The following is an 18,694-nucleotide window of genomic DNA, read 5'->3' on the forward strand; positions in this document are numbered from 1 at the left end:
AAGGAGGTGCAGGCAGCAAAGGAAACACCCGAGCGGCCATCGGGCCGGCTCCACCGGGCCCGAGTCCTCTACCGCAACGTCTCCAAGCGGCAGATGGCGTGGCAGTTGCTCAAGGACACCGTCAACTCGTGCGTCGAGTACCGCATCCTCGGACTCGCGGCCGAGGCGGCGTTCTTCACCCTGCTCTCCCTGCCGCCGCTGCTGCTCGGACTGATCGGCCTGCTCGGCTACGTCGACGAGTGGACGGCCACCACCACCGTCGCCTCCATCGAACGCAACATCCTCAGCGCCTCCCAGACGGTGCTCTCCCAGCGCGGGGTCAACGACTTCGCCAAACCGCTGCTGGACGACGTGACGGCCGGCGCCCGCCCCGACGTCATCTCGATCGGGTTCGCGATCGCCCTGTGGTCCGGATCCCGCGCGGTGAACGTCTTCATCGACACCATCACCGTCATGTACGGGCTCGACGGCCACCGCGGCATCGTCAAGACACGGCTGCTCGCCTTCCTGCTCTACGTGATCGCCCTGCTGCTCGGCGCGGTGGTGCTGCCGCTGCTCGTCGTCGGACCCGACCGGGTCGTCGAGTTCGTGCCCTGGGGCACCGAGGTCATAGCCGTCCTGTACTGGCCGGTGGTCATAGTCCTGACCATCGCCTTCCTCACCACGCTGTACCACGTCTCCGTCCCGGTGCGCTCCCCGTGGATCGAGGACGTGCCCGGAGCGCTCGTGGCGCTGGCGATGTGGGTGCTCGGCAGTTTCCTGCTCCGGATCTACCTGACCAGCACGGTCGAAGGCCCCACGATCTACGGCTCCCTGGCGGCCCCCATCGCCGTCCTCCTCTGGATCGGCATCTCCGCCTTCGCGGTCCTGGTCGGCGCCGCCGTCAACGCGGCCATCGACCACGTCTGGCCCTCGCTCGCCACCGCCGCCGCCCGCGAGGCCACCGAGCGCGTCCGGGCCGCGCAGGCCGCCGAGTTCGTCGCCCGGACCCGCTCGGCCGGAACGGACGACGACGAGGACGACGACCCGGCCGACATGCCCTCCGAGTTCCCGGAGCGCTGGTCCCGCTTCCTGCCGCCCGACGACGTGAAGTCCCGGCTCCACGCGACCTGGGAGAAGGAACCCAGGGACGCGAAGGACGCGAAGGACGCGAAGGACACCAAGGACGCGGACCGGTCCGCGAAGGAGCCCGAGCAGCCCAAGGGCCCCCGCCACGCGAAGCACTCCGGCCGCCCGCGCGACGGCTCGTCGCCGTTCTCCCCCTGACCTGCCCGTGTCGTCGCGGGGCCCTGTCGTCGTAGACGTGCGCCAGGGGTACGAGGAGCGTCCATCACGGTTCGACGGGGCCGTCGTCTGGACCTGGACCCCGTCGGCGCGGCCCGCCCGCACCGTGCTGCCCGACGGCTGCATGGACCTGATCTGGACCGGTGGCCGGATCGTCGTCGCCGGCCCCGACACCCGCGCCTTCCGGGTCGCCCCCTCCGACCGCGGCCCCAGCGCGGCCATCCGCTTCGCGCCCGGCACCGCACCCGCCCTCCTCGGCGTACCGGCCCACGAACTGCGCGACGACCGGGTGGAGCTCGCCGCGCTGTGGCCCGGCGGCCTCGTCCGCAGGCTCACCGAGCGGATCGACCGGGCCGCCGACCCCGCCGCCGCCCTGGAACGCCTCGCCCTGGACCGGGCCGCCGAGACCGCGCCGCCGGACCCGCTCACCGCCGCCGTCGCCGACGGGCTGCGGCGCGGCAGGACCGTCGGGCAGACCGCAGCGCAGGTCGGACTCGGCCCCCGCCAACTGCACCGCCGCTCCCTCGCGGCCTTCGGCTACGGGCCCAAGACCCTGGCCCGGGTGCTGCGGCTCCAGCGGGCCCTCGCCCTCGTCCGCTCCGGACTGCCGTACGCCGAGGCCGCCGCCGTCGCGGGCTGCGCCGACCAGGCGCACCTCGCCCGCGAGATGCGCGACCTGGCCGGGACGACGCTCGGTGCCTACTTCGCGCCCGGCGAGGACGCCGCGGCCGGTGCGAACAGCGACACCCCGCAGCCGTCCGGGTCCCGTACGACCGCGTAGCGCTGCCCCCACACCGCGTCCCAGGGCTCCAGGTGCCCCGGATACCCGGCGGCGGTCAGCTCCGCGTAGAGCGCGTCCACCTCCTGCGGACCGTCGCAGGCGAACGCCAGGCCCAGCCGCTCACCGCCCGCCGGCCGCCGCCACCCCGGGTCGAAGGAGGCGATGACCTCCTCGGTGTCCCACAGCAGGCGACCACCGCCCGGCAGCGCCGCTTCGACATGGGGAGCGGATTCCGCGCCGGCGGGGATGTCGAGGCCGAGTCGGCGGTAGAAGGCGAGCGAGGCGGCCAGGTCCGCCGTGATGATGCTGATCGCGTCGAGTCGTGGAGTCATGGGACCACCGTAGGAACGCGCGGCGGCGGCCGTCTTGTACGAAACGGTCATCCGCCGAGACCGCCGGAACGGCCGTCCGCCGCGGTCCACCGAACGGCCGTCCGCCGCGGTCCACGGAACGGCCGTCCGCCGCGGTCCACGGAACGGCCGTCCGCCGTCAGCCCAGGCAGTCGCCCGGGGAGACACCCGGCTCCGTCAGCGCCAGGCCCAGCGCGGCCCGCTCGGCGACCCACCGCGTCGGGCGGTAGCGCTGGTCGCCCGTCGTGGCGTGCAGGGCGCGCTGGAGGTCCAGCAGCCGGGCCGCCCCGATCCGCTCGCCCCACGCCAGCGGACCGGCCGGATAGCCGAGCCCGGTGGTCACCGCCGCGTCGATGTCGCCCGGCGCGGCCAGGGAACGCTCCGCGATCGACGCGCCGACCGAGACGATGGAGGAGAGCAGCCGCTGGGCGACCGTCCCCGCCGTGTCCCGCACCACCGACACGGCGTACGGCTCCTCGCCCGCGGCGGCCCGCGCCAGCACCGCCCGCGCGTCCCGGGCCGCCCGCGGAGCCGTCGCCGCCGTCACCGCCAGAACGCGCCGCCGCCCGGCGGCCGGCAGCACCTCCACCCCGAGGGTGCGCTCGGGCGGCAGCCCGTCCCGCCCGACCGCCCCGGACGCCGCCGTCCCCCAGACCGGAACCAGCACCACGGCATCCGGCGACGGAGCGGAGCCCCGCTCCAGCCGGACGCCCGCCGCCGACAGGGCGTCGCGCAGGGCCTCCTCGTACGGAGCGGTCGCCGCCGTACCGCCCGCCAGGAACACCGGCCGTTCGCCGTCCCCGGTCACCGCCGCCTCCGGCGCGGGCCCCTCGGCCCCCTCCCCGTACGCGTACCAGCCCCGGCCCGTCTTGCGCCCGAGGAGCCCGGCCGCCACCCGGTTCGCGGTGAGGTACGAGGGCCGGAGCCGGTCCTCGTAGCGGAAGCCCTCCCAGATCGCGTCGATCACCGCGGCCGTCACGTCCAGCCCGGTCAGGTCCATCAGCTCGAACGGGCCCATCCGCAGGCCCAGTACGTCCCGGGCGACGCGGTCGATGTCCGCCACGCCGGCCACCGACTCCTCCAGCAGCGCGAGCGCCTCCGTCACCAGGCCCCGCCCGGCGTGGTTGACCAGGAAACCGGGGGTGTCGGCGACCGTCACCGCCCGGTGCCCGCAGCTCTCCACCAGCGCGGTGAGCACGCCCGGGATCTCCGGCCGGGTCGCCGCGCCCGGCACCACCTCCACGATCCGCATCAGCGGCACCGGATTGAAGAAGTGCAGCCCGGCCAGGCGCGAGGGGTCCTGGAGCGTCGCGGCGATCCGGGTCACCGACAGGGACGAGGTGTTCGTCGCGAACACGGCGGAGGCGGGCAGCGCCCGCTCCAGCCTCCCGAACACCTCGGCCTTGGTGCCCAGGTCCTCCCGCACCGCCTCGACGACCAGCTCCACCTCCGGCCCCGCCGCCCACGGATCGGCCAGCGGCACCACGCGGGCCACCGCCGCGTCCCGCTCGGCGGCGGTCGACCGGCCCTTGGCGACCGCCCGGTCCAGCATGGCGGCGACGAAGTCCACGGCGTCGCTCACCGCTTCGGCCCGCACGTCCGCCAGCTCCACGGTGTGCCCGGCACTCGCCGCCCACTGGGCGATGCCGCGGCCCATGGCCCCGGCTCCGATGATCCTGATGCGCATGGCAGTGAGCGCCCTTTCGAAGAAGACGAACATGGATGGTGAGAGGCGGACAGGACGTCGACGGTACGGAGACCGGCGCGGAGACGACGGGAGGGACGGGCTCAGCGGAGGTAGACGCGCCGCGGGTCGACCTCCTCGCGCAGGAGCCGCAGCTCCGCCTCCCCGGGCGGCTCCACCGTCGCGACCGTACCGGCCGTCCGCAGGTCCCAGCCGGTCGCGGCCCGGACCTGCTCGACGGTGACGCCGGGGTGCACGGCGACCAGCCGCAGCTCGTCGCCGACCCCGTCCCGCGCCAGGACGCCCAGTTCGGTGACGACCCGGGTGACGCCGGCGCCGAGCGGCCGGACGCCGTCGGCCAGCGCCCGTTCCGGTCCCGGCGTGGTGCAGAAGTCCAGCGCCTCGGCGAACGAACGCGGCGTGTGGCGGCGCATCACCACGAACACCTCACGTGCGTTGGCCATCACCTCCACCGCGCCGCCCGACCCCGGCAACCGCACCGACGGCCGGTCCCACCGGCCGATCACCGAGGTGTTGAGACCGCCCCACCGGTCGATCTGGGCGGCCCCGAGAAAACCGACGTCGATCCGCCCGCCCTGGAGGACGGAGCCGAACAGCGCGGGCATCGGCAGCACCGCCTCCGCACCCGTGATCAGGACCGCGTCCGCGATGGTCTCCGGCAGGTGGGAGGGGTGCGCCCCGCAGACGCCGGACTCGTACACGACCTCGATGTCCGGCGCGACCGTCAGACGCGCCAGCTCCGTCGCGAGCGTCGGCAGTCCGATGCCCGCGAACACCGCGCGCCGGGACGCCAGTTCGCGCGAGGCCACCACGGCCAGCAGCTCCGCGGAGGTGACCGGCGCGCCGGGCCCCGATCCCCGCCCGTCCCCACGCTCCGCTTCCGTGCCGCTCACAGCCGCCGCCCGTAGTCCACCGGCCCGCTCAGCGCCTCGCCGACCGCGAGCCCCGCCCAGAACTCCTCACCCAGCTTCGCCGCGTACTCCGCGTGGTCGGCGGTGCCGTACACCCACTCCGCCAACCACTCCCGCAGCCGCGCCGGATCCCCGCTGATCTCCGGCCAGGCCCGGTAGAACGCGTTGTCCCGGTCGTAGTAGCCCTGCGCGAACGACGGGTGCGCCCCGCGCGGAGCGACGACGACCGCGTCGACCGCGTGCGCCGGGACGGCGGTGCGGTTCGGATCCGCGCGCACCACGTCGTCGTCGACCAGTTCCTCCACGACGACGATGGCCCTCGACGCCGCGAACACCGCCTCGGCCTGGACGCCGGTCAGCCCCCAGATCTGGGTGTTGCCCCGCCGGTCGGCCCGCTGCGCGTGGATGACCGTGACGTCCGGGTTGACCGGCGGCACGACGTAGATCTCCTCGGCCTCCCCGTCCGGGCCCGGGTACGGCGAGAGGACCTTGCGCAGCGCCGGGTTGACGGACGGCAGATCACTGCCCCCGTACGACCGCAGCGGATAGAACGGCAGCCGCTGCGCTCCGGCGAGGTACCGGCAGACCATCCCGTAGTGGCTGTACTCCTCGAACGCCAGCGGCTCGGGATCGGCGCGCTCGATCCGCCGCCGCAGCTCGCCGAGCGAACCGGCCGAGGAGTTGCCCACGAAGGAGGAGACCAGCCGCGAGACGCAGCCCGCCGCCAGCATCTGGTCGACCACGATGTCGGCCGTCATCCGCACCACGGTCAGGTCCCGGCGGCCCTGCCGGATGATCTCGTGTCCGGCGGCGGTCGGGATGAGATGGGTGAACCCTTCGAGGCTCACCGTGTCCCCGTCGTGCACGAAGGCGGCGACGGCCTCCCGCATCGAGGTGACCTTGTCCGGCCCGTGCCGTCCGGGCGTCGTCCGTTCCACAGCGCTCCCCGGCTCGGTGTGCGGAGTGATCAAGGGACAGCCCTCAGCGTCTCAGTGCCCATTGATGGCTGTCCAATACCGAATTAAGGTCGGATCGAGACCGCCGCGCTCTGGAACGGCGGAACCGCCGAGCCGCACCGGGAGGACCGCATGGAGCTGCGCCATCTCGCGGCCTTCGTCGCCGTGGCCGAGGAACTGCACTTCGGCCGCGCGGCCCGGCGGCTCCAGATGGCCCAGCCGCCGCTGAGCCAGCGCATCCGGCAGCTGGAGAAGGAGCTGGGCGTCGAGCTGTTCCGCCGCAACACCCGCTCGGTGAGGCTGACCGGCGCGGGGGAGTCCTTCCTCGAACCGGTGCGCGCCGTCCTGGACGACCTCGACACCGCCGTACGGGCGGCCAGGGCGGCGGGCCGGGGCGAGTACGGCCGGGTCACCATCGGCTTCGCCGGAGCCTCCAGCCACGAGACCCTGCCCCGCCTCACCCGGGCCGTCCGCGCCGCCCACCCCGGACTCGAACTCGTCATGACCGGCCAGACCTACGCCAACGTGGCCCTGTCACGGGTGGCCGACGGCTCGCTCGACCTCGGCTTCGTCCGGCTGCCCGTGAACCGGCCGGGGATCGCCCACCGGGTGATCGACGAGGAGGAGCTGATCTGCGCCCTGCCCTTCGACCACCCGCTCGCCCGCCGCGCGGCGGTGCCCCTCGCCGCCCTGGCCGGCGAAGCCTTCGTCTCCTTCCCCGCCAACGCGGGCTCCACCGTGCGCGACGCGATGACCGAGACGTGCGAGAGCGCCGGGTTCACCCCGCGCGTCGTCCAGGAGGCGCCCGACTCGTACACGATCATGGCGCTCGTCGCGGCCGGTGTGGGCGTCACCCTGACCGTCACCTCCGTCCAGCACATCCAGCAGAACGGCCTGGTCTACCGCCCCCTCGCCGGGCCGCCCGTCCGCCGCCAGGCGGCCCTCGCCTGGCGCGCCGACAACCAGTCCGCGGCCCTGCGCGCGGTGCTCGACGCCGCCGAGGAGGCCCTGCCGACACCCGTGCGCGGTCCGAGCGGCCGGCCCATTGAGACCGCCCCCGTCTCGACCGGGAGCCCATCCGGTATTGGACCGGCTCAGTCGCCGGATGCGAGGGTCACCCCAACGTCCCCGTCGCCCTGAAGGAAGGCCCGCCGTGCCGCTCGACGTCGTCATCTGCGAACCGCTGCGCACCCCCATCGGCCGTTTCGGCGGAGCCTTCGCCGGGCAGACGCCGGCCGGGCTCGCCGCACGCGTCGTCGCGGAGGTCGTCGCCCGCACCGGAATCGACCCCGACCGGGTCGACGAGGTGATCCTCGGCCACGCATACCCGTCCGCCGAGGCCCCCGCCATCGGCCGGGTCGCGGCCCTGGACGCCGGGCTGCCGGCCACCGTCACCGGTTCCCAGACCGACCGCCGCTGCGGCTCCGGGCTCCAGGCCGTCCTCGACGCGGCGATGCAGATCCGGGCGGGCTTCAGCGAGGTCGTGATCGCGGGCGGCGTCGACGTCATGAGCGCCGCCCCCTACTACACCCACGACGGCCGCTGGGGCATCAAGGGCCCCGGACTCCAACTGCACGACTCCCTCGCCCGGGGCCGCGTCACCGCCGGCGGCGTCAACCACCCGGTTCCCGGAGGCATGATCGAGACGGCGGAGAACCTGCGCCGGGAGTACGGCGTCAGCCGCGCCGACCAGGACGCCCTGGCCCTGCGCTCCCAGGTCCGCGCCGCCCGCGCCGCCGCCGAAGGACGCTACGACGCCGAGACCGTGCCCGTGACCGTACGCACCCGCAAGGGCGAGACGACCGTCACCGCCGACGAACACCCCCGCCCCGAGACCACCGCCGAACAACTCGCGGCCCTGCGCCCGATCCTGGCGAAGTCCGACCCGGAGGCCACCGTCACCGCGGGGAACGCCAGCGGCCAGAACGACGCCGCCGCGGCCTGCCTGGTCACCGACGCCCGCACCGCCGAACGCCTCGGCCTCACCCCGCTCGTGCGCCTGGTCTCCTTCGCCCGCGCCGGAGTGCCCGCCGCCACCATGGGCATCGGGCCGGTGGCCGCCACCCGCACGGCGCTCGACCGGGCCGGTCTCACCCTCGCCGACCTGGACCTCATCGAGCTGAACGAGGCATTCGCCGCCCAAGTGCTGGCCTGCACCCGTGAGCTGGGCCTGACCGAAACCGACCACGAGCAGCGGATCAACGTCAACGGCTCGGGCATCTCGCTGGGCCACCCGGTCGGCGCCACCGGCGCCCGCATCCTCGCCACCCTGACCCGCGAACTCCACCGCCGCGAGGCGCGCTACGGCCTGGAGACGATGTGCATCGGCGGCGGCCAGGGCCTCGCCGCCGTCTTCGAACGCATCGCGCGCTGACGCGGCGGGCGGGCGGCCCGCCGCGCCGGTGCGCCCGCCATGCGAAAGGTCCGGCCGGACAGTCCCCGCTGTCCGGCCGGACCTCGTTCTGCGGGAGGCGCCGTCAGTCGCGCGCTCCACGGGTACGACGCATCAGGACCACACCGCCGAGCAGCAGGGCGGCGCTGGCGCCGGCGGCGAGGCCGAGGTCGGCGGCACCGGTGTCGGCGAGGTGCGAGCCCGGGTTGCCGGAGCCGGGAGTGGCGGGGGGCTCGTTCGCCGGCGGCTCGTTGGCCGGGGGCTCGTCGACCGGGGGCTGGTCCACGGGCGGCTCGTCGACGGGCGGCTCGTTGACGGGCGGCTCCTCGACCGGCGGCTCGTTCACCGGCGGCTCCTCGACCGGGGGCTCCTCGACGGGCGGCTCCACGACCGGGGGCTCCTCGACCGGGGGCTCCTCGACGGGCGGCACCGTGGGCGGGACGTCGGTACCCGGGCCGCTCACGTTGGCGCACCTGTTGCCGAACGCCGGGTTCAGCAGGCCCACGACGCTGATCGTGTTGCCGCACGCGTTGACCGGGACGTCCACAGGAGCCTGGACGGCGTTGCCCGACAGGACACCGGGCGAGTCGGCCGCCAGGCCCGCCGCGCTCGAACCGCCGCCTGCGCCGTTGCCGCCGGAGCCGACGTTCGCGCACGCGTTGCCGAACGCCGGGTTCAGCAGGGCGATCACATTGACGGTGTTGCCGCAGACGTTGACCGGGACGTGCACCGGCACCTGCACGGCGTTGCCGGAGCCGACGCCCGGCGAACCGACGGCCGCGCCCTCGGCCGAGGCGTCGGCGTACGCCGCGCCGCCGCCGACGCTGGCCAGGAGGCCCGAAGCCGCCGCCATGACGATCATGCTTCTGTTCAAGACCTGTCGCATTACTTGCCCTTCCTTAGGACATTCGCGAGGACTTCGCGCGGGGATTCGCGCCCACGGAGCCTCGGGCGGTGCCGCTGCTGTGCCGGGTCCCTGGATCCCGAAGGAAGCCATGGTGAAAAGTCGTTACACATACGCGCTGGACGACAGCCATAACGACCGAAGGCTGCACGGGAAACTTGGAGATGAGGGGAAAGTGTGCATTCACTCGAACGGATGACGCGCACACCGGCCTGTTCCGGGCCCGCGCGCGGGGCTTCCCCTTTCCGTCCGGCCGATCGGGCGAACAGCGCGGACGGCCCCCTCGCGCTTCCTCCACGAACAGGTGGTCGTACGAACGCGGACGGGGAGCGAGGCGCGAACAAGCCCCTGCCGTACGCGCCCCAGTGCCTCCGCGCGCCCCGAGTTCGGCATTCGGGTGAATGGTCGAAACCAAACACCCGGTGCCGAGTTGATCAGGGGGCTCCGCTACGGGGCAACCGGTACGAGAAGGGTTAATCGTGATCAAGAAGGTTCTGGCGACGGGCGCTGTCGCCGCCTCCATCCTCGGTCTCGGCACGACGCAGGCCATGGCGATCGGCGACGACGGTGGCACGACCTCGGTCAACGGCAACGGCGCTTCGCAGTCCTACGGCAACGCCGAGACCCACGGTGACTGGAGCCCGCAGTTCGGCCTGATCCAGGGCTCCCTGAACAAGCCCTGCGTCGGTCTGCCGCTGAAGGCCAACGCCGGTTCGCTCATCGGCCTCGTGCCGATCACGGTCCAGGACGTCAACGTCCTGTCCTCCCCGCAGAACCAGCAGTGCACCGAGAACTCCACCCAGGCCAAGGGTGACGAGGCTCTGTCGCACATCCTGGACGACATCCCGATCCTCTCCGGCAACGGCGCCGGCAACGGCTGATCCGGACGCATACCCGGGTCCGGGCCTTCGGCGTTCCTCCCCGGACGGCCCGGACCCGTCACCTCCGGAAGGACGGCCGCCGTGCCGACGGGCCGCCCTTCCCGCTCGACTGTCCGATGACCGTTGCGTCATTCGGGCGCACCTCCGGGAATTCGGTGCTCAAGGAGTTTCGATCCCGGCCGTTCATCGTTATGCATAGCAGCGCCGGAGTCACGAGCGATGCAGGATCTGCTCGGGCGGACACGAAAGCCGTGACCGTGACGGACTCCGTCGAAGAAAGGGACGCACAGTGAAGTACACCAAGGTTGCCGCAGTCGCCGCCGGAACCCTCATGGCGATGGGCGCCGCCGCGCCGGCCATGGCCGACGCGGGCGCCGAGGGCCTTGCCGCAGGCTCCCCGGGCGTGCTGTCCGGCAACGTCGTTCAGATCCCGGTCCACATCCCGCTCAACGTCTGTGGCAACACCATCAACGTCGTCGGTCTGCTGAACCCGTCCTTCGGGAACACCTGCGTCAACGCGTGACGACAAGACCGGCCGGGCTCTTCCGCCCGGACCGGTCGAGGCCCCGGGCGGCATCTGCCGTCCGGGGCCTCTCCGTTGCCCGCTCGCGCTTCTCGCGCTTTCGAGAAATTCTCCGCCGTGCAGTTTCCCGTCCGTCGCCCGTTCGTTATCCCGGGTGAAAGCGGCAGAAGTCACAGGTAAAGAAAGCTTGTGTGCGGCACGGAGACGTGGCCGAAGCAGACGCCGCGCAGAAGGGAACCAGAAAAGTGAAGTACGCGAAGACCGCCGCCCTCGTAGCCGGTTCCGTGGCAGCCCTCGGAACGGTTGCTCCCGCCTTCGCGGCCACTGACGTCACGGCCCCCGTCTTCAGCCTCGACCACGGCCTGAACCAGGTCATGGACAGTGCGCCGCAGGTCGTCGACCCGCTGGTCGACACCGTCGCCAACACCACCCAGACGGTCTCGAAGGACGGCACCGTCGGCAAGCTGGCCGGCGAGGCCACCGGTGTGGCCGAGAGCGCCGCTCCGCTGCTCGGCGGAATGGCGCTCGGCCGCTGATCGTCCCGGCACGGCGCCGCTCGGTTCTTCACCGATGCGCACTTCTCCGACGCCTGTTCCGCATTCTCCGCGTATACGCGGAAGAAGAAGCATCGTTCGGGTGAATGAGCATAACCACCGCCCGCCACGCCCGGTTGACCAAGACGCTGCCGGACAGGCGGGCATCAGAACATCCCAGAAGGGCTTTTTCATGATCAAGAAGATTATGGCCTCGGCAGCTGTCGCTGCCTCGGTCGTCGGTGTCTCCGCTGCCGCCGCCCCGTCCGCGATGGCGATCGGCAACGACGGCGGCACCACGTCGGTCAACGGCAACGGCGCCTCGCAGGTCTACGGCAACTCCGCCACCCACGGCGACTGGAGCCCGCAGTTCGCCCTCATCCAGGGCTCCCTGAACAAGCCGTGCATCGCCCTGCCGGCCAAGGCGAACCTCGGTTCGCTGATCGGCCTCGTGCCGATCTCGGTCCAGGACATCAACGTCCTGTCCTCCCCGCAGAACCAGCAGTGCACCGAGAACTCCACCCAGGCCAAGGGCGACGAGGCTCTGTCGCACATCCTGGACAACATCCCGATCCTCTCGGGCAACGGCACCGGCAACAACTGACCGAGCGACTCCGGGTCGTCGCCGCTCCGCTCACCGGACGCGGCGACGCCCGGACCCGCTCGTTCCCACCACGCTTCACCCGTGGGGCCAGTCCCTCCGCAAGGCGACCGTTCTTCGCCGGCCCGGAAGGACTGGCCCTTCGTCGTGTGCGCGTCACCGTGTCCCTGCCGTCCGCCGGCCCTGGTGGGGGCGTTGGGCCGGATGCCGCAGTACGGGCGGACGGAACGTGTCCGACCGGGTAGTGCCCGTCGTATGAACCCGTACGACAGGCAGCAGCAACCGCGGAACAGCGTGCCGCCCGCACCGGACGGCGGCACCCCGATCTTCGACCGGCTCCTCGCCGAGTGGCGGGCGGCAGGACGCCAACCCCGGCCGGACGCCCCGCGCGAGCCCGTACCGGAGCACGAGCCCGTACGTCCGTGTGAGACGGGCTTCGTGCCCGCCGCGCGCACCTCGCAGGAGTCCGCCGGAACATGAGCGGCGGCGTCGACCTTGCGCCGGATCGAACCCATTTGAGTGGTACTGCGCAACCGAATGCCCTCGACGACGGTTGATCAGTTCGTTCCACAACGGGACGTTCCGAAAGGTGAAGCTTGATGAAGAAGATGATGGCCGGCGCTGCGGTGGCCGTGTCCCTGCTCGGTCTGTCCGCGGCTGCGGCTCCCGCGGCCATGGCGATCGGCAACGACGGTGGCACCACCACGGTCAACGGCAACGGTGCCGAGCGTGAGGTCGGCAACGCCGAGACCGAGGGGAACTGGAGCCCCCAGAACCAGCTCATCCAGGGCACGCTGAACGACCTCTGCCTCGGTGTGCCGGTCAAGGCCAACCTCGGTTCGCTCATCGGCCTCGTGCCGATCACGGTCCAGGACGTCGACGTCCTGTCCTCCCCGCAGAACCAGCAGTGCGCCGACAACTCCACCCAGGCCAAGGGCGACGAGCCGCTGTCGCACATCCTGGACGGCATCCCGGTCCTCTCGGGCAACGGCACCGGCAACAACTGACGCAACCGAGTGCGGGCGGTCCGGAGTTCGTCTCCCGGCCGCCCGTTCTCGTCCTCGCGGCACCGCGCACACGTCGATGCCCACCACTCCACGGGGGGTGGTGGGCATCGACGTGCTCCGGTCGGGTCAGCCCAGGGAGCGGACCGGGAGAAGGCAGTGGGCCGCGGTGCGCACGACGTCCTCGTTCGCGGCGAAGGCCCGCAGCTGGTCCTCGGTCACCGGCTGCCCGGGAACGGCCTCCGGCCACGGGCGGGTGGCGAACATGCCGTAGACCTGGCCCTGGGACTGGGCGGCGGCCAGCCACTCGGCGGGTGCCGGGTACTGCGCGGTGAGGTGAGGCATCGTCAGGACGGCCTGTCCCGCCTGGACCAACAGCTTGGCCTGGATGCCCGGGGTCTCCGCCGCGTCCTGAAGAGCGCCGCCGATCTGGAGGCCCGCACGCTCCAGCGCGGCGTGCATGGCGGACTGCCCGACCACCGGCCCGTCCTGGCCGTCGCCGAGGGAGTAGGCGAGGAGGTAGGCGGTGTCGTGCCCGGCACCGGGCTGCTCGCTGCTCCAGCCGATGAGGATCTGCGTGCCCAACTGGGCCTGGGTGAAGGTGCCGGCCGAGGTCTGAGGTGTGGTCATGTCCGGCACCCTAACGGCCACGGACCGGTCGCTATGCATGCGTATCACCCGATCGAGGGAGATCACAGGGTAACTCCGGTGAAACCGCGGACGTGTCCGGTGCTCGGACCCTCCACCGGCCCTCGCCGGAAAATCCGTTGACGCCGCCCGAGGGCGGAGGGCTACAGTGGCCGACGTTCCGTGCGCCGGAGATCCGCGCGCGGCCGACGAGCAAGAGGAAGCAGGAGGTGAGGACATTGATGACTGTCGTTGCGACGGGCGCTGCCCCCGACCCGAAGAACATCGTTCTCATCCCCGTGGCCACCGGCTGACCACTTCTCACGACTCCGCGCCGAGCGCGCGCCGCCGGGGCCACCCTGTGAAGGGTTTCCCTTGTCTTTCCCGTTTCCTCCGGCTTCCTCCTCCTCCCACCCGCTCGCTCCGTACGGCTGGGACGACGACTGGGCGGCGGCCTTCTCCCCGTACGCCGCGCAGGGGCTCGTGCCGGGGCGTGTGGTGCGCGTCGACCGCGGTCGGTGCGACGTCGTCACCGCCGTCGGCACCGTCCGCGCCGACACCGCGTTCGTCGTCCCGCGCGACCCGATGCGCATCGTCTGCACCGGGGACTGGGCGGCGCTCGACGCGGACGGCGACCCGCGGTTCGTCCGCACGCTGCTGCCGCGCCGCACCGCCTTCGTCCGGTCGACCTCCTCGCAGCGGTCCGAGGGCCAGGTGCTCGCCACCAACATCGACCACATCGCCCTCTGCGTCTCGCTCGCCGTCGAACTCGACCTCGGGCGGCTGGAGAGGTTCCTCGCGCTCGCCATGTCCAGCTCCAGCGGGGCCGCACTGCTGGGCGAGGGGCTCGGGGCCGGAGACCGGGCGCCCCAGCCGATCGTGCTGCTCACCAAGGCGGACCTGGTGCCCGACGCCGTCACCCTGTCTCATCTCGTCCAGGACGTCGAAGCCGTCGCCCCCGGCGTCCAGGTGCTGCCCGTCAGCTCCACCACGGGCGAGGGCCTGGACGTGTTCGCCGCCGTCGTCTCCGGCGGTACGAGCGTGCTGCTCGGCGTCTCCGGCGCGGGCAAGTCCACGCTGGCCAACACCCTGCTCGGACTCGACGTGATGGAGGTGCGGGCCGCGCGCGACGTCGACGGCAAGGGCCGGCACACCACCACGACCCGCAACCTGCTCGTGCTGCCGCACGGCGGCGTCCTCATCGACACCCCCGGACTGCGCGGCGTCGGGTTGTACGACGCGGAGGCGGGCGTCGGGCAGGTCTTCTCGGAGATCGAGGAGCTGGCGGCCGACTGCCGGTTCCACGACTGCGCCCACGAGGCCGAGCCCGGGTGCGCGGTGCGGGGCGCACTGGCGGACGGCAGCCTGCCCGAGCGGCGTTTCGACAGCTACCGCAAGCTCCTGCGCGAGAACCAGCGCATCGCCGCCAGGACGGATGCCCGGCTGCGCTCGGAGATCCGCAAGGACTGGAAGCGCAAGGGCGCCGAGGGCCGGGCCGCGCTGGAGGTCAAGCGGGGCCGGACGCGGTAGGGGCGGTCCCGGACCGGGTACGGGGCGGGTGGTGGCGGCGGGCGGCGGCTACCGGGGCGCGCGGACGCCCGGCGCGGGCGGCCGGATCAGGCGGCGGTCAGGCCCAGATCAGCGCGCCGAGCCAGCCGCCGACGACCAGCAGGCAGGCGAACAGCTCCACGAGCACCGCGTACCCGGTCGTCCGCATCACCGACCGCATCGACGCCCAGCCCGCCCCGCCGCTGCCCAGCCGCAGCCGCTCGGTCCCGTAGATCGCGCCCATGTAGCCGAGGACCGCGCCCACCACGGGCACCACGAAGAACCCCACGATTCCGGCGACCCCGCCGATCATCAACGTGCGCCGGGGTGCGCCGGACTCGTCGGGGCGGCGCGGCGGCAGCAGCGGTTTGAGCGCCTGGTTCACCAGCATGAGCACGGTCGCGCCGATCAGCACGGCCCACGCCGTCGCCGTCACGTCCGTCAGGGCCCACCACAGCACCGCCGCCCAGACGATCGCCTGGCCCGGCACCCCCGGCGTCAGCACCCCGACCAGGCCCAGCAGCATGACCAGGCCGACGACGACGAGCTGCCACACACTCATCTGTCCAGCCTGCCGGAGAGTGCACCGCTCTGCCCGTCAGCGCGCCCCGCCGGACCGTGCGGTCGCGGGCCGGGCCGTGTCCCGGGCGACCCAGCCCCGCTCGTAGGCGTGCCAGCCCAGCTGGAGCCGGGTCGAGACGCCGGTCAGCTCCATCAGCCCCTTCACCCGGCGCTGCACGGTCCGAAGCCCCAGGTCGAGCTGTTTGGCGACGCTCGCGTCGGTCAGCCCGGCCAGCAGCAGGGACAGCACCTCCAGGTCCGTCGGGTCGGGGCCGACGGCGTCCTCGCCGACCGCGCCGCCCTCGCCCAGCCGCAACGGCACCGCCTCGCGCCACACCGCCTCGAAGAGGCCCGTCAGCGATTCCAGGAGCCCGCTGGCGTGCACCACCAGGGCGGCCGGTTCCGCCCCGCGCCCGGTCAGCGGCACCATCGCCAGGCTCCCGTCCGCGACGACCAGCTTCGTCGGCACCCGGTCCACCACCCGGCACTGCTCGTCGCGGCCCAGCGCCGCCGACAGCTCCGTGATCCCGAACGGCAGGGAGAGCACCTCGCGCTCGACCACCACCCGGTGGCTCACCCCGCGCGCGGCGGCCCGCTCCTCCGACTCGTTCTCCATCCCGCTCACCGCGATCGGCTTCCCGGTGACCAGCGCGCACACCTCGGTGACCGCACCCAGCCGGAGCTGGTGGAAGCGGTGCGCGACGGCGCTCGCGCCGGTCACCACCTCCACCAGGTCGTGCACGGCCGGCTCGCCGGCCTCCGACCGGTACTCCGCGGCGAGCAGCGCCGACGCCAGCTCCGCCTGCTCCAGTTCGTGCCGCTGCCGGATGAGCAGGGCGCCGAGCGCCAGGCCGGGCGGGGCCGCCACCCACCGGCCGGGCCGGGCCGAGGACCGCGCGGCCAGCCCCTGCCGCTCCAGCCGGCGCAGCACGCGTTCGGTGTCCGCCTCGGGGCGCATCAGGCGGTGTGCCAGATCGGAGAGTTCCGCCGCTCCGGCCGCGACGAGCGCGCGGTACGCGGCTTCCTGTCGCTCGTCGAGACCTATCGCCCCCAGCATGTTCCGACCCTCCTCGGATGTGGTGCCCGCCGATCGCGGCGCCCGTTCCGACCGGTGGCCGCGGCGAACAGGGCCACGGCGCAAACCCGCCGGGCACATCATCCCCCGTACCCCCCGTCCCTCTGCCACTGTCGCGCCATGGCGCCGACCGGCCCGCACCGAGCCGGTCGGCGGGGTTTTTGCGCGCGTCCCGTTTTCGCGCGGGCTCCGCGGTGGACAATAAGGGGCATGAGTCAGCAGGGGGAGAAGCCCGCCGCCCACGAGGACGACTGGTGGCGGAAGCTGTACGACGAGACCGCCTCGGACACCGGTCCCGGCAGGGCGGCCGACAGCCTCGACGACCGCTTCGACTCCGCGTCGGACACGGTGGGCCGGGCGGTCTCCCCGCGCCGTGACACCGTCGTGGAGGCGCGCCGTGAGCCGCGCGCGGCGGCACGCACGCCGACGGAAGCGGAAACGGAAACGGAGGCGGAAGTGCGGACGGAGTCGAATCCGCAGCCGCGGCCGGATCGTGAGTCGGGGACGCCCGGGGCGGATCCACCGCCCGCCCCGGTCCCGGACGCCCGCCGCGAACCGGATGCGGAATCCGAACCGCTCACGGGATCCGAGCGGTCGCCGTCGGGCCGTGGTCCTCAGGCCGCCGCCCCGGCGGGCGTGGTGCCCGAGCCGCGCGACGCCGGTACGGCCGGGACGCCCGCCGCACCGGCCCCGCCGCCCGCGCCTCCCCGGCCCGCGCACGCCCCGCCGCCGCAGGCCGCACCGCTACCGCAGGCCGCACCGGCCCCGCCGCCCCCGCAGGCACCTCCTGCCCCCGCCCCACCGGCATCCCCGCCCCGGCCGCCGAAACCGCCCCGCGTCACGGGCTTCCCGGCTCCCTGGGAGGCACCGGTCGCGCCCGCCGCCCCTTCCCGTCCGCGTACGTTCCCCGCGCCCGCCGCACCACCCGACCCCCGCTCCGCGACCGGGGCCGTGCCGCCCGGCGGCGCCGACGGGGCTCCCGCCGCGGCGGAAGCCCGGCCCGTCGTCGGACACCTCGGCGACCGGCCGCCGACCTACGACCCCGAGCCCGCCGCCCTGCCCGCCGCCACCGCGCAGAACCTGGACGAACTCGCCCCCGACACCGTGCTGGACGGCGCCCGGTACGGGACGTACACCCTGCGCGCCGCCTCCGTCCGTGGCGACTCCGCCCGCTTCCGCGGCGAACCCCGGCGCGACGCGCTGCTCACCGCCCGCTTCGGGTCCGCCGAGAGCGCCCTGGTCCTGATCGCCGTGGCAGGCGGTTCGCGATCCGGCGAAGGAGCCCAGCCGGCAGCGGCCGACGCCGTCCGCTGGATCGGCAGGGCCGTCGCTCGCAGCCACGTGCGGCTCTCCGCGGACATAAGGGCCGGACGCCGGGCCGATCTCACGTCCGGACTGCATCGCCTCACCGACCGTACGTACGGAAATCTGCGGGCCCGCGCCGCCGAACTCGGCCTGGAAGCAGGCGAGTACACCGCCGGTCTGCGCTGCCTGCTGCTGTCCGCCGATCCCGCCTGCCGCACCCGGGTCTTCTTCGGCGTCGGCGCGGGCGGCCTCTTCCGCCTCCGCGACGGCGTCTGGCACGACCTGGACCCGTGGAATCCCGAGGAGGAGAGCACGGCGCGGGCGGCGGCCATGAGCGAGGAGGGCCCCGACGGCGACCGGCTGACCATGGACCTCCAGATCGCCCCGCCCCCGCCCTCGCACACCGGCAGCCCCGTCCCACCGCCCGCCCGCGCCTTCCGTTTCCGTGCCTCGGCGGCGCGCCCGGGGGACACGCTGCTGCTGTGCAGCAACGGGTTCGCCGAGCCGATGCGCGGTGAACCGGAACTCCCGGCCGAGCTGGCGCGGCGCTGGGGAACGGCGACGCCGCCCGGCCTGCCCGCCTTCCTCGCCGACACGCAGCTCCGGATCAAGGGGTACGCCGACGACCGCACGTGCGCGGCCGTCTGGGAGGCGTAACCGCGCACCCCGTGTGTTGATGGACTCCGGAGGCCGTCCGCCGGCGTTTCGGCCTTCGAGGTCCGGACAACCGACAGTGCACGGAGCACAGGCGAG

20 protein-coding genes are annotated in these 18,694 nt (G+C 73.4%); 12 read left to right on the forward strand and 8 right to left on the reverse strand.

Translation table 11 applies throughout. The annotated features are described in order from the left end of the window. Positions 1-6 precede the first annotated feature (6 nt). Both EES43_RS25300 and EES43_RS25305 read left to right on the forward strand, forming a co-directional pair. Positions 7-1,266 (forward strand): YihY/virulence factor BrkB family protein, encoded by a 1,260-nt coding sequence (locus tag EES43_RS25300; protein WP_241192532.1) that lies wholly within the window; start codon positions 7-9, stop codon positions 1,264-1,266. A 37-nt stretch (positions 1,267-1,303) separates the two neighbouring features. Continuing rightward, on the forward strand, positions 1,304-2,065 hold the full coding sequence (locus tag EES43_RS25305) for a DUF6597 domain-containing transcriptional factor (protein WP_124270873.1): 762 nt from the start codon (positions 1,304-1,306) through the stop codon (positions 2,063-2,065). Here the strand turns inward: EES43_RS25305 and EES43_RS25310 are convergent. The 4 genes from EES43_RS25310 to EES43_RS25325 form a co-directional block, all read right to left on the reverse strand. After that, on the reverse strand, positions 1,984-2,397 hold the full coding sequence (locus tag EES43_RS25310; RefSeq protein WP_124270874.1) for a VOC family protein: 414 nt from the start codon (positions 2,395-2,397) through the stop codon (positions 1,984-1,986). The two genes, EES43_RS25305 and EES43_RS25310, sit on opposite strands and share 82 nt — an antisense overlap. A gap of 157 nt (positions 2,398-2,554) precedes the next feature. Then, positions 2,555-4,102 carry a 3-hydroxyacyl-CoA dehydrogenase gene (locus tag EES43_RS25315; RefSeq protein WP_124270875.1) on the reverse strand — a complete coding sequence of 516 codons (1,548 nt, stop codon included), beginning with the start codon at positions 4,100-4,102 and terminating at the stop codon, positions 2,555-2,557. A gap of 101 nt (positions 4,103-4,203) precedes the next feature. Next, complete coding sequence (locus tag EES43_RS25320) at positions 4,204-5,013, reverse strand: CoA-transferase subunit beta (RefSeq protein ID WP_124270876.1); 810 nt, start codon at positions 5,011-5,013, stop codon at positions 4,204-4,206. Further along, complete coding sequence (locus EES43_RS25325) at positions 5,010-5,921, reverse strand: CoA transferase subunit A (RefSeq protein ID WP_124272147.1); 912 nt, start codon at positions 5,919-5,921, stop codon at positions 5,010-5,012. The genes EES43_RS25320 and EES43_RS25325 overlap by 4 nt, the downstream gene beginning before the upstream one ends. Positions 5,922-6,119: 198 nt before the next feature. Here EES43_RS25325 and EES43_RS25330 point away from each other — a divergent pair, with 198 nt between their 5' ends. Next, positions 6,120-7,127, forward strand: a complete 1,008-nt coding sequence (locus tag EES43_RS25330) for a LysR family transcriptional regulator (RefSeq protein WP_241192533.1) — start codon at positions 6,120-6,122, stop codon at positions 7,125-7,127. 13 nt (positions 7,128-7,140) lie between these two features. Further along, a complete protein-coding gene (locus EES43_RS25335; protein WP_206430119.1) occupies positions 7,141-8,361 on the forward strand; it encodes an acetyl-CoA C-acetyltransferase in 1,221 nt (406 codons plus the stop codon). A gap of 103 nt (positions 8,362-8,464) precedes the next feature. On the opposite strand, the gene EES43_RS25340 is transcribed toward EES43_RS25335, so the two are convergent. Continuing rightward, a complete protein-coding gene (locus tag EES43_RS25340; protein ID WP_124270878.1) occupies positions 8,465-9,265 on the reverse strand; it encodes a chaplin in 801 nt (266 codons plus the stop codon). Between the two features lie 497 nt (positions 9,266-9,762). Here EES43_RS25340 and EES43_RS25345 point away from each other — a divergent pair, with 497 nt between their 5' ends. The 6 genes from EES43_RS25345 (at position 9,763) to EES43_RS25370 (ending at position 12,828) form a co-directional block, all read left to right on the forward strand. Then, positions 9,763-10,164 carry a rodlin gene (locus EES43_RS25345; protein ID WP_124270879.1) on the forward strand — a complete coding sequence of 134 codons (402 nt, stop codon included), beginning with the start codon at positions 9,763-9,765 and terminating at the stop codon, positions 10,162-10,164. A gap of 289 nt (positions 10,165-10,453) precedes the next feature. Continuing rightward, positions 10,454-10,687 (forward strand): chaplin, encoded by a 234-nt coding sequence (locus EES43_RS25350; protein WP_124270880.1) that lies wholly within the window; start codon positions 10,454-10,456, stop codon positions 10,685-10,687. Positions 10,688-10,932: 245 nt separating this feature from the next. After that, positions 10,933-11,223 (forward strand): hypothetical protein, encoded by a 291-nt coding sequence (locus tag EES43_RS25355; RefSeq protein WP_124272148.1) that lies wholly within the window; start codon positions 10,933-10,935, stop codon positions 11,221-11,223. A 190-nt stretch (positions 11,224-11,413) separates the two neighbouring features. Then, positions 11,414-11,824, forward strand: coding sequence for a rodlin (locus tag EES43_RS25360; protein WP_124270881.1), 411 nt, complete (start codon positions 11,414-11,416; stop codon positions 11,822-11,824). A gap of 252 nt (positions 11,825-12,076) precedes the next feature. Continuing rightward, entirely contained in the window at positions 12,077-12,301 is a 225-nt protein-coding gene (locus tag EES43_RS25365) for a hypothetical protein (RefSeq protein ID WP_124270882.1), read from the forward strand. A 119-nt stretch (positions 12,302-12,420) separates the two neighbouring features. Beyond that, a complete protein-coding gene (locus EES43_RS25370; protein ID WP_124270883.1) occupies positions 12,421-12,828 on the forward strand; it encodes a rodlin in 408 nt (135 codons plus the stop codon). A 126-nt stretch (positions 12,829-12,954) separates the two neighbouring features. On the opposite strand, the gene EES43_RS25375 is transcribed toward EES43_RS25370, so the two are convergent. After that, positions 12,955-13,455 carry a DUF5949 family protein gene (locus EES43_RS25375; protein ID WP_124270884.1) on the reverse strand — a complete coding sequence of 167 codons (501 nt, stop codon included), beginning with the start codon at positions 13,453-13,455 and terminating at the stop codon, positions 12,955-12,957. A gap of 372 nt (positions 13,456-13,827) precedes the next feature. Here EES43_RS25375 and rsgA point away from each other — a divergent pair, with 372 nt between their 5' ends. Further along, on the forward strand, positions 13,828-14,982 hold the full coding sequence (gene rsgA / locus EES43_RS25380) for a ribosome small subunit-dependent GTPase A (RefSeq protein WP_124270885.1): 1,155 nt from the start codon (positions 13,828-13,830) through the stop codon (positions 14,980-14,982). A gap of 97 nt (positions 14,983-15,079) precedes the next feature. Here the strand turns inward: rsgA and EES43_RS25385 are convergent, their stop codons facing one another. Together EES43_RS25385 and EES43_RS25390 are read right to left on the reverse strand one after the other, a co-directional pair. Continuing rightward, positions 15,080-15,562 carry a DUF456 domain-containing protein gene (locus EES43_RS25385; RefSeq protein WP_124270886.1) on the reverse strand — a complete coding sequence of 161 codons (483 nt, stop codon included), beginning with the start codon at positions 15,560-15,562 and terminating at the stop codon, positions 15,080-15,082. Positions 15,563-15,598: 36 nt separating this feature from the next. After that, positions 15,599-16,618, reverse strand: a complete 1,020-nt coding sequence (locus EES43_RS25390) for a helix-turn-helix transcriptional regulator (protein WP_124270887.1) — start codon at positions 16,616-16,618, stop codon at positions 15,599-15,601. 228 nt (positions 16,619-16,846) lie between these two features. Here EES43_RS25390 and EES43_RS25395 point away from each other — a divergent pair, with 228 nt between their 5' ends. After that, positions 16,847-18,598 (forward strand): protein phosphatase 2C domain-containing protein, encoded by a 1,752-nt coding sequence (locus tag EES43_RS25395; RefSeq protein ID WP_124270888.1) that lies wholly within the window; start codon positions 16,847-16,849, stop codon positions 18,596-18,598. The last annotated feature ends 96 nt before the right edge of the window (positions 18,599-18,694 follow it).

This window comes from Streptomyces sp. ADI96-02 (assembly GCF_003846185.1).
Classification (GTDB): domain Bacteria; phylum Actinomycetota; class Actinomycetes; order Streptomycetales; family Streptomycetaceae; genus Streptomyces.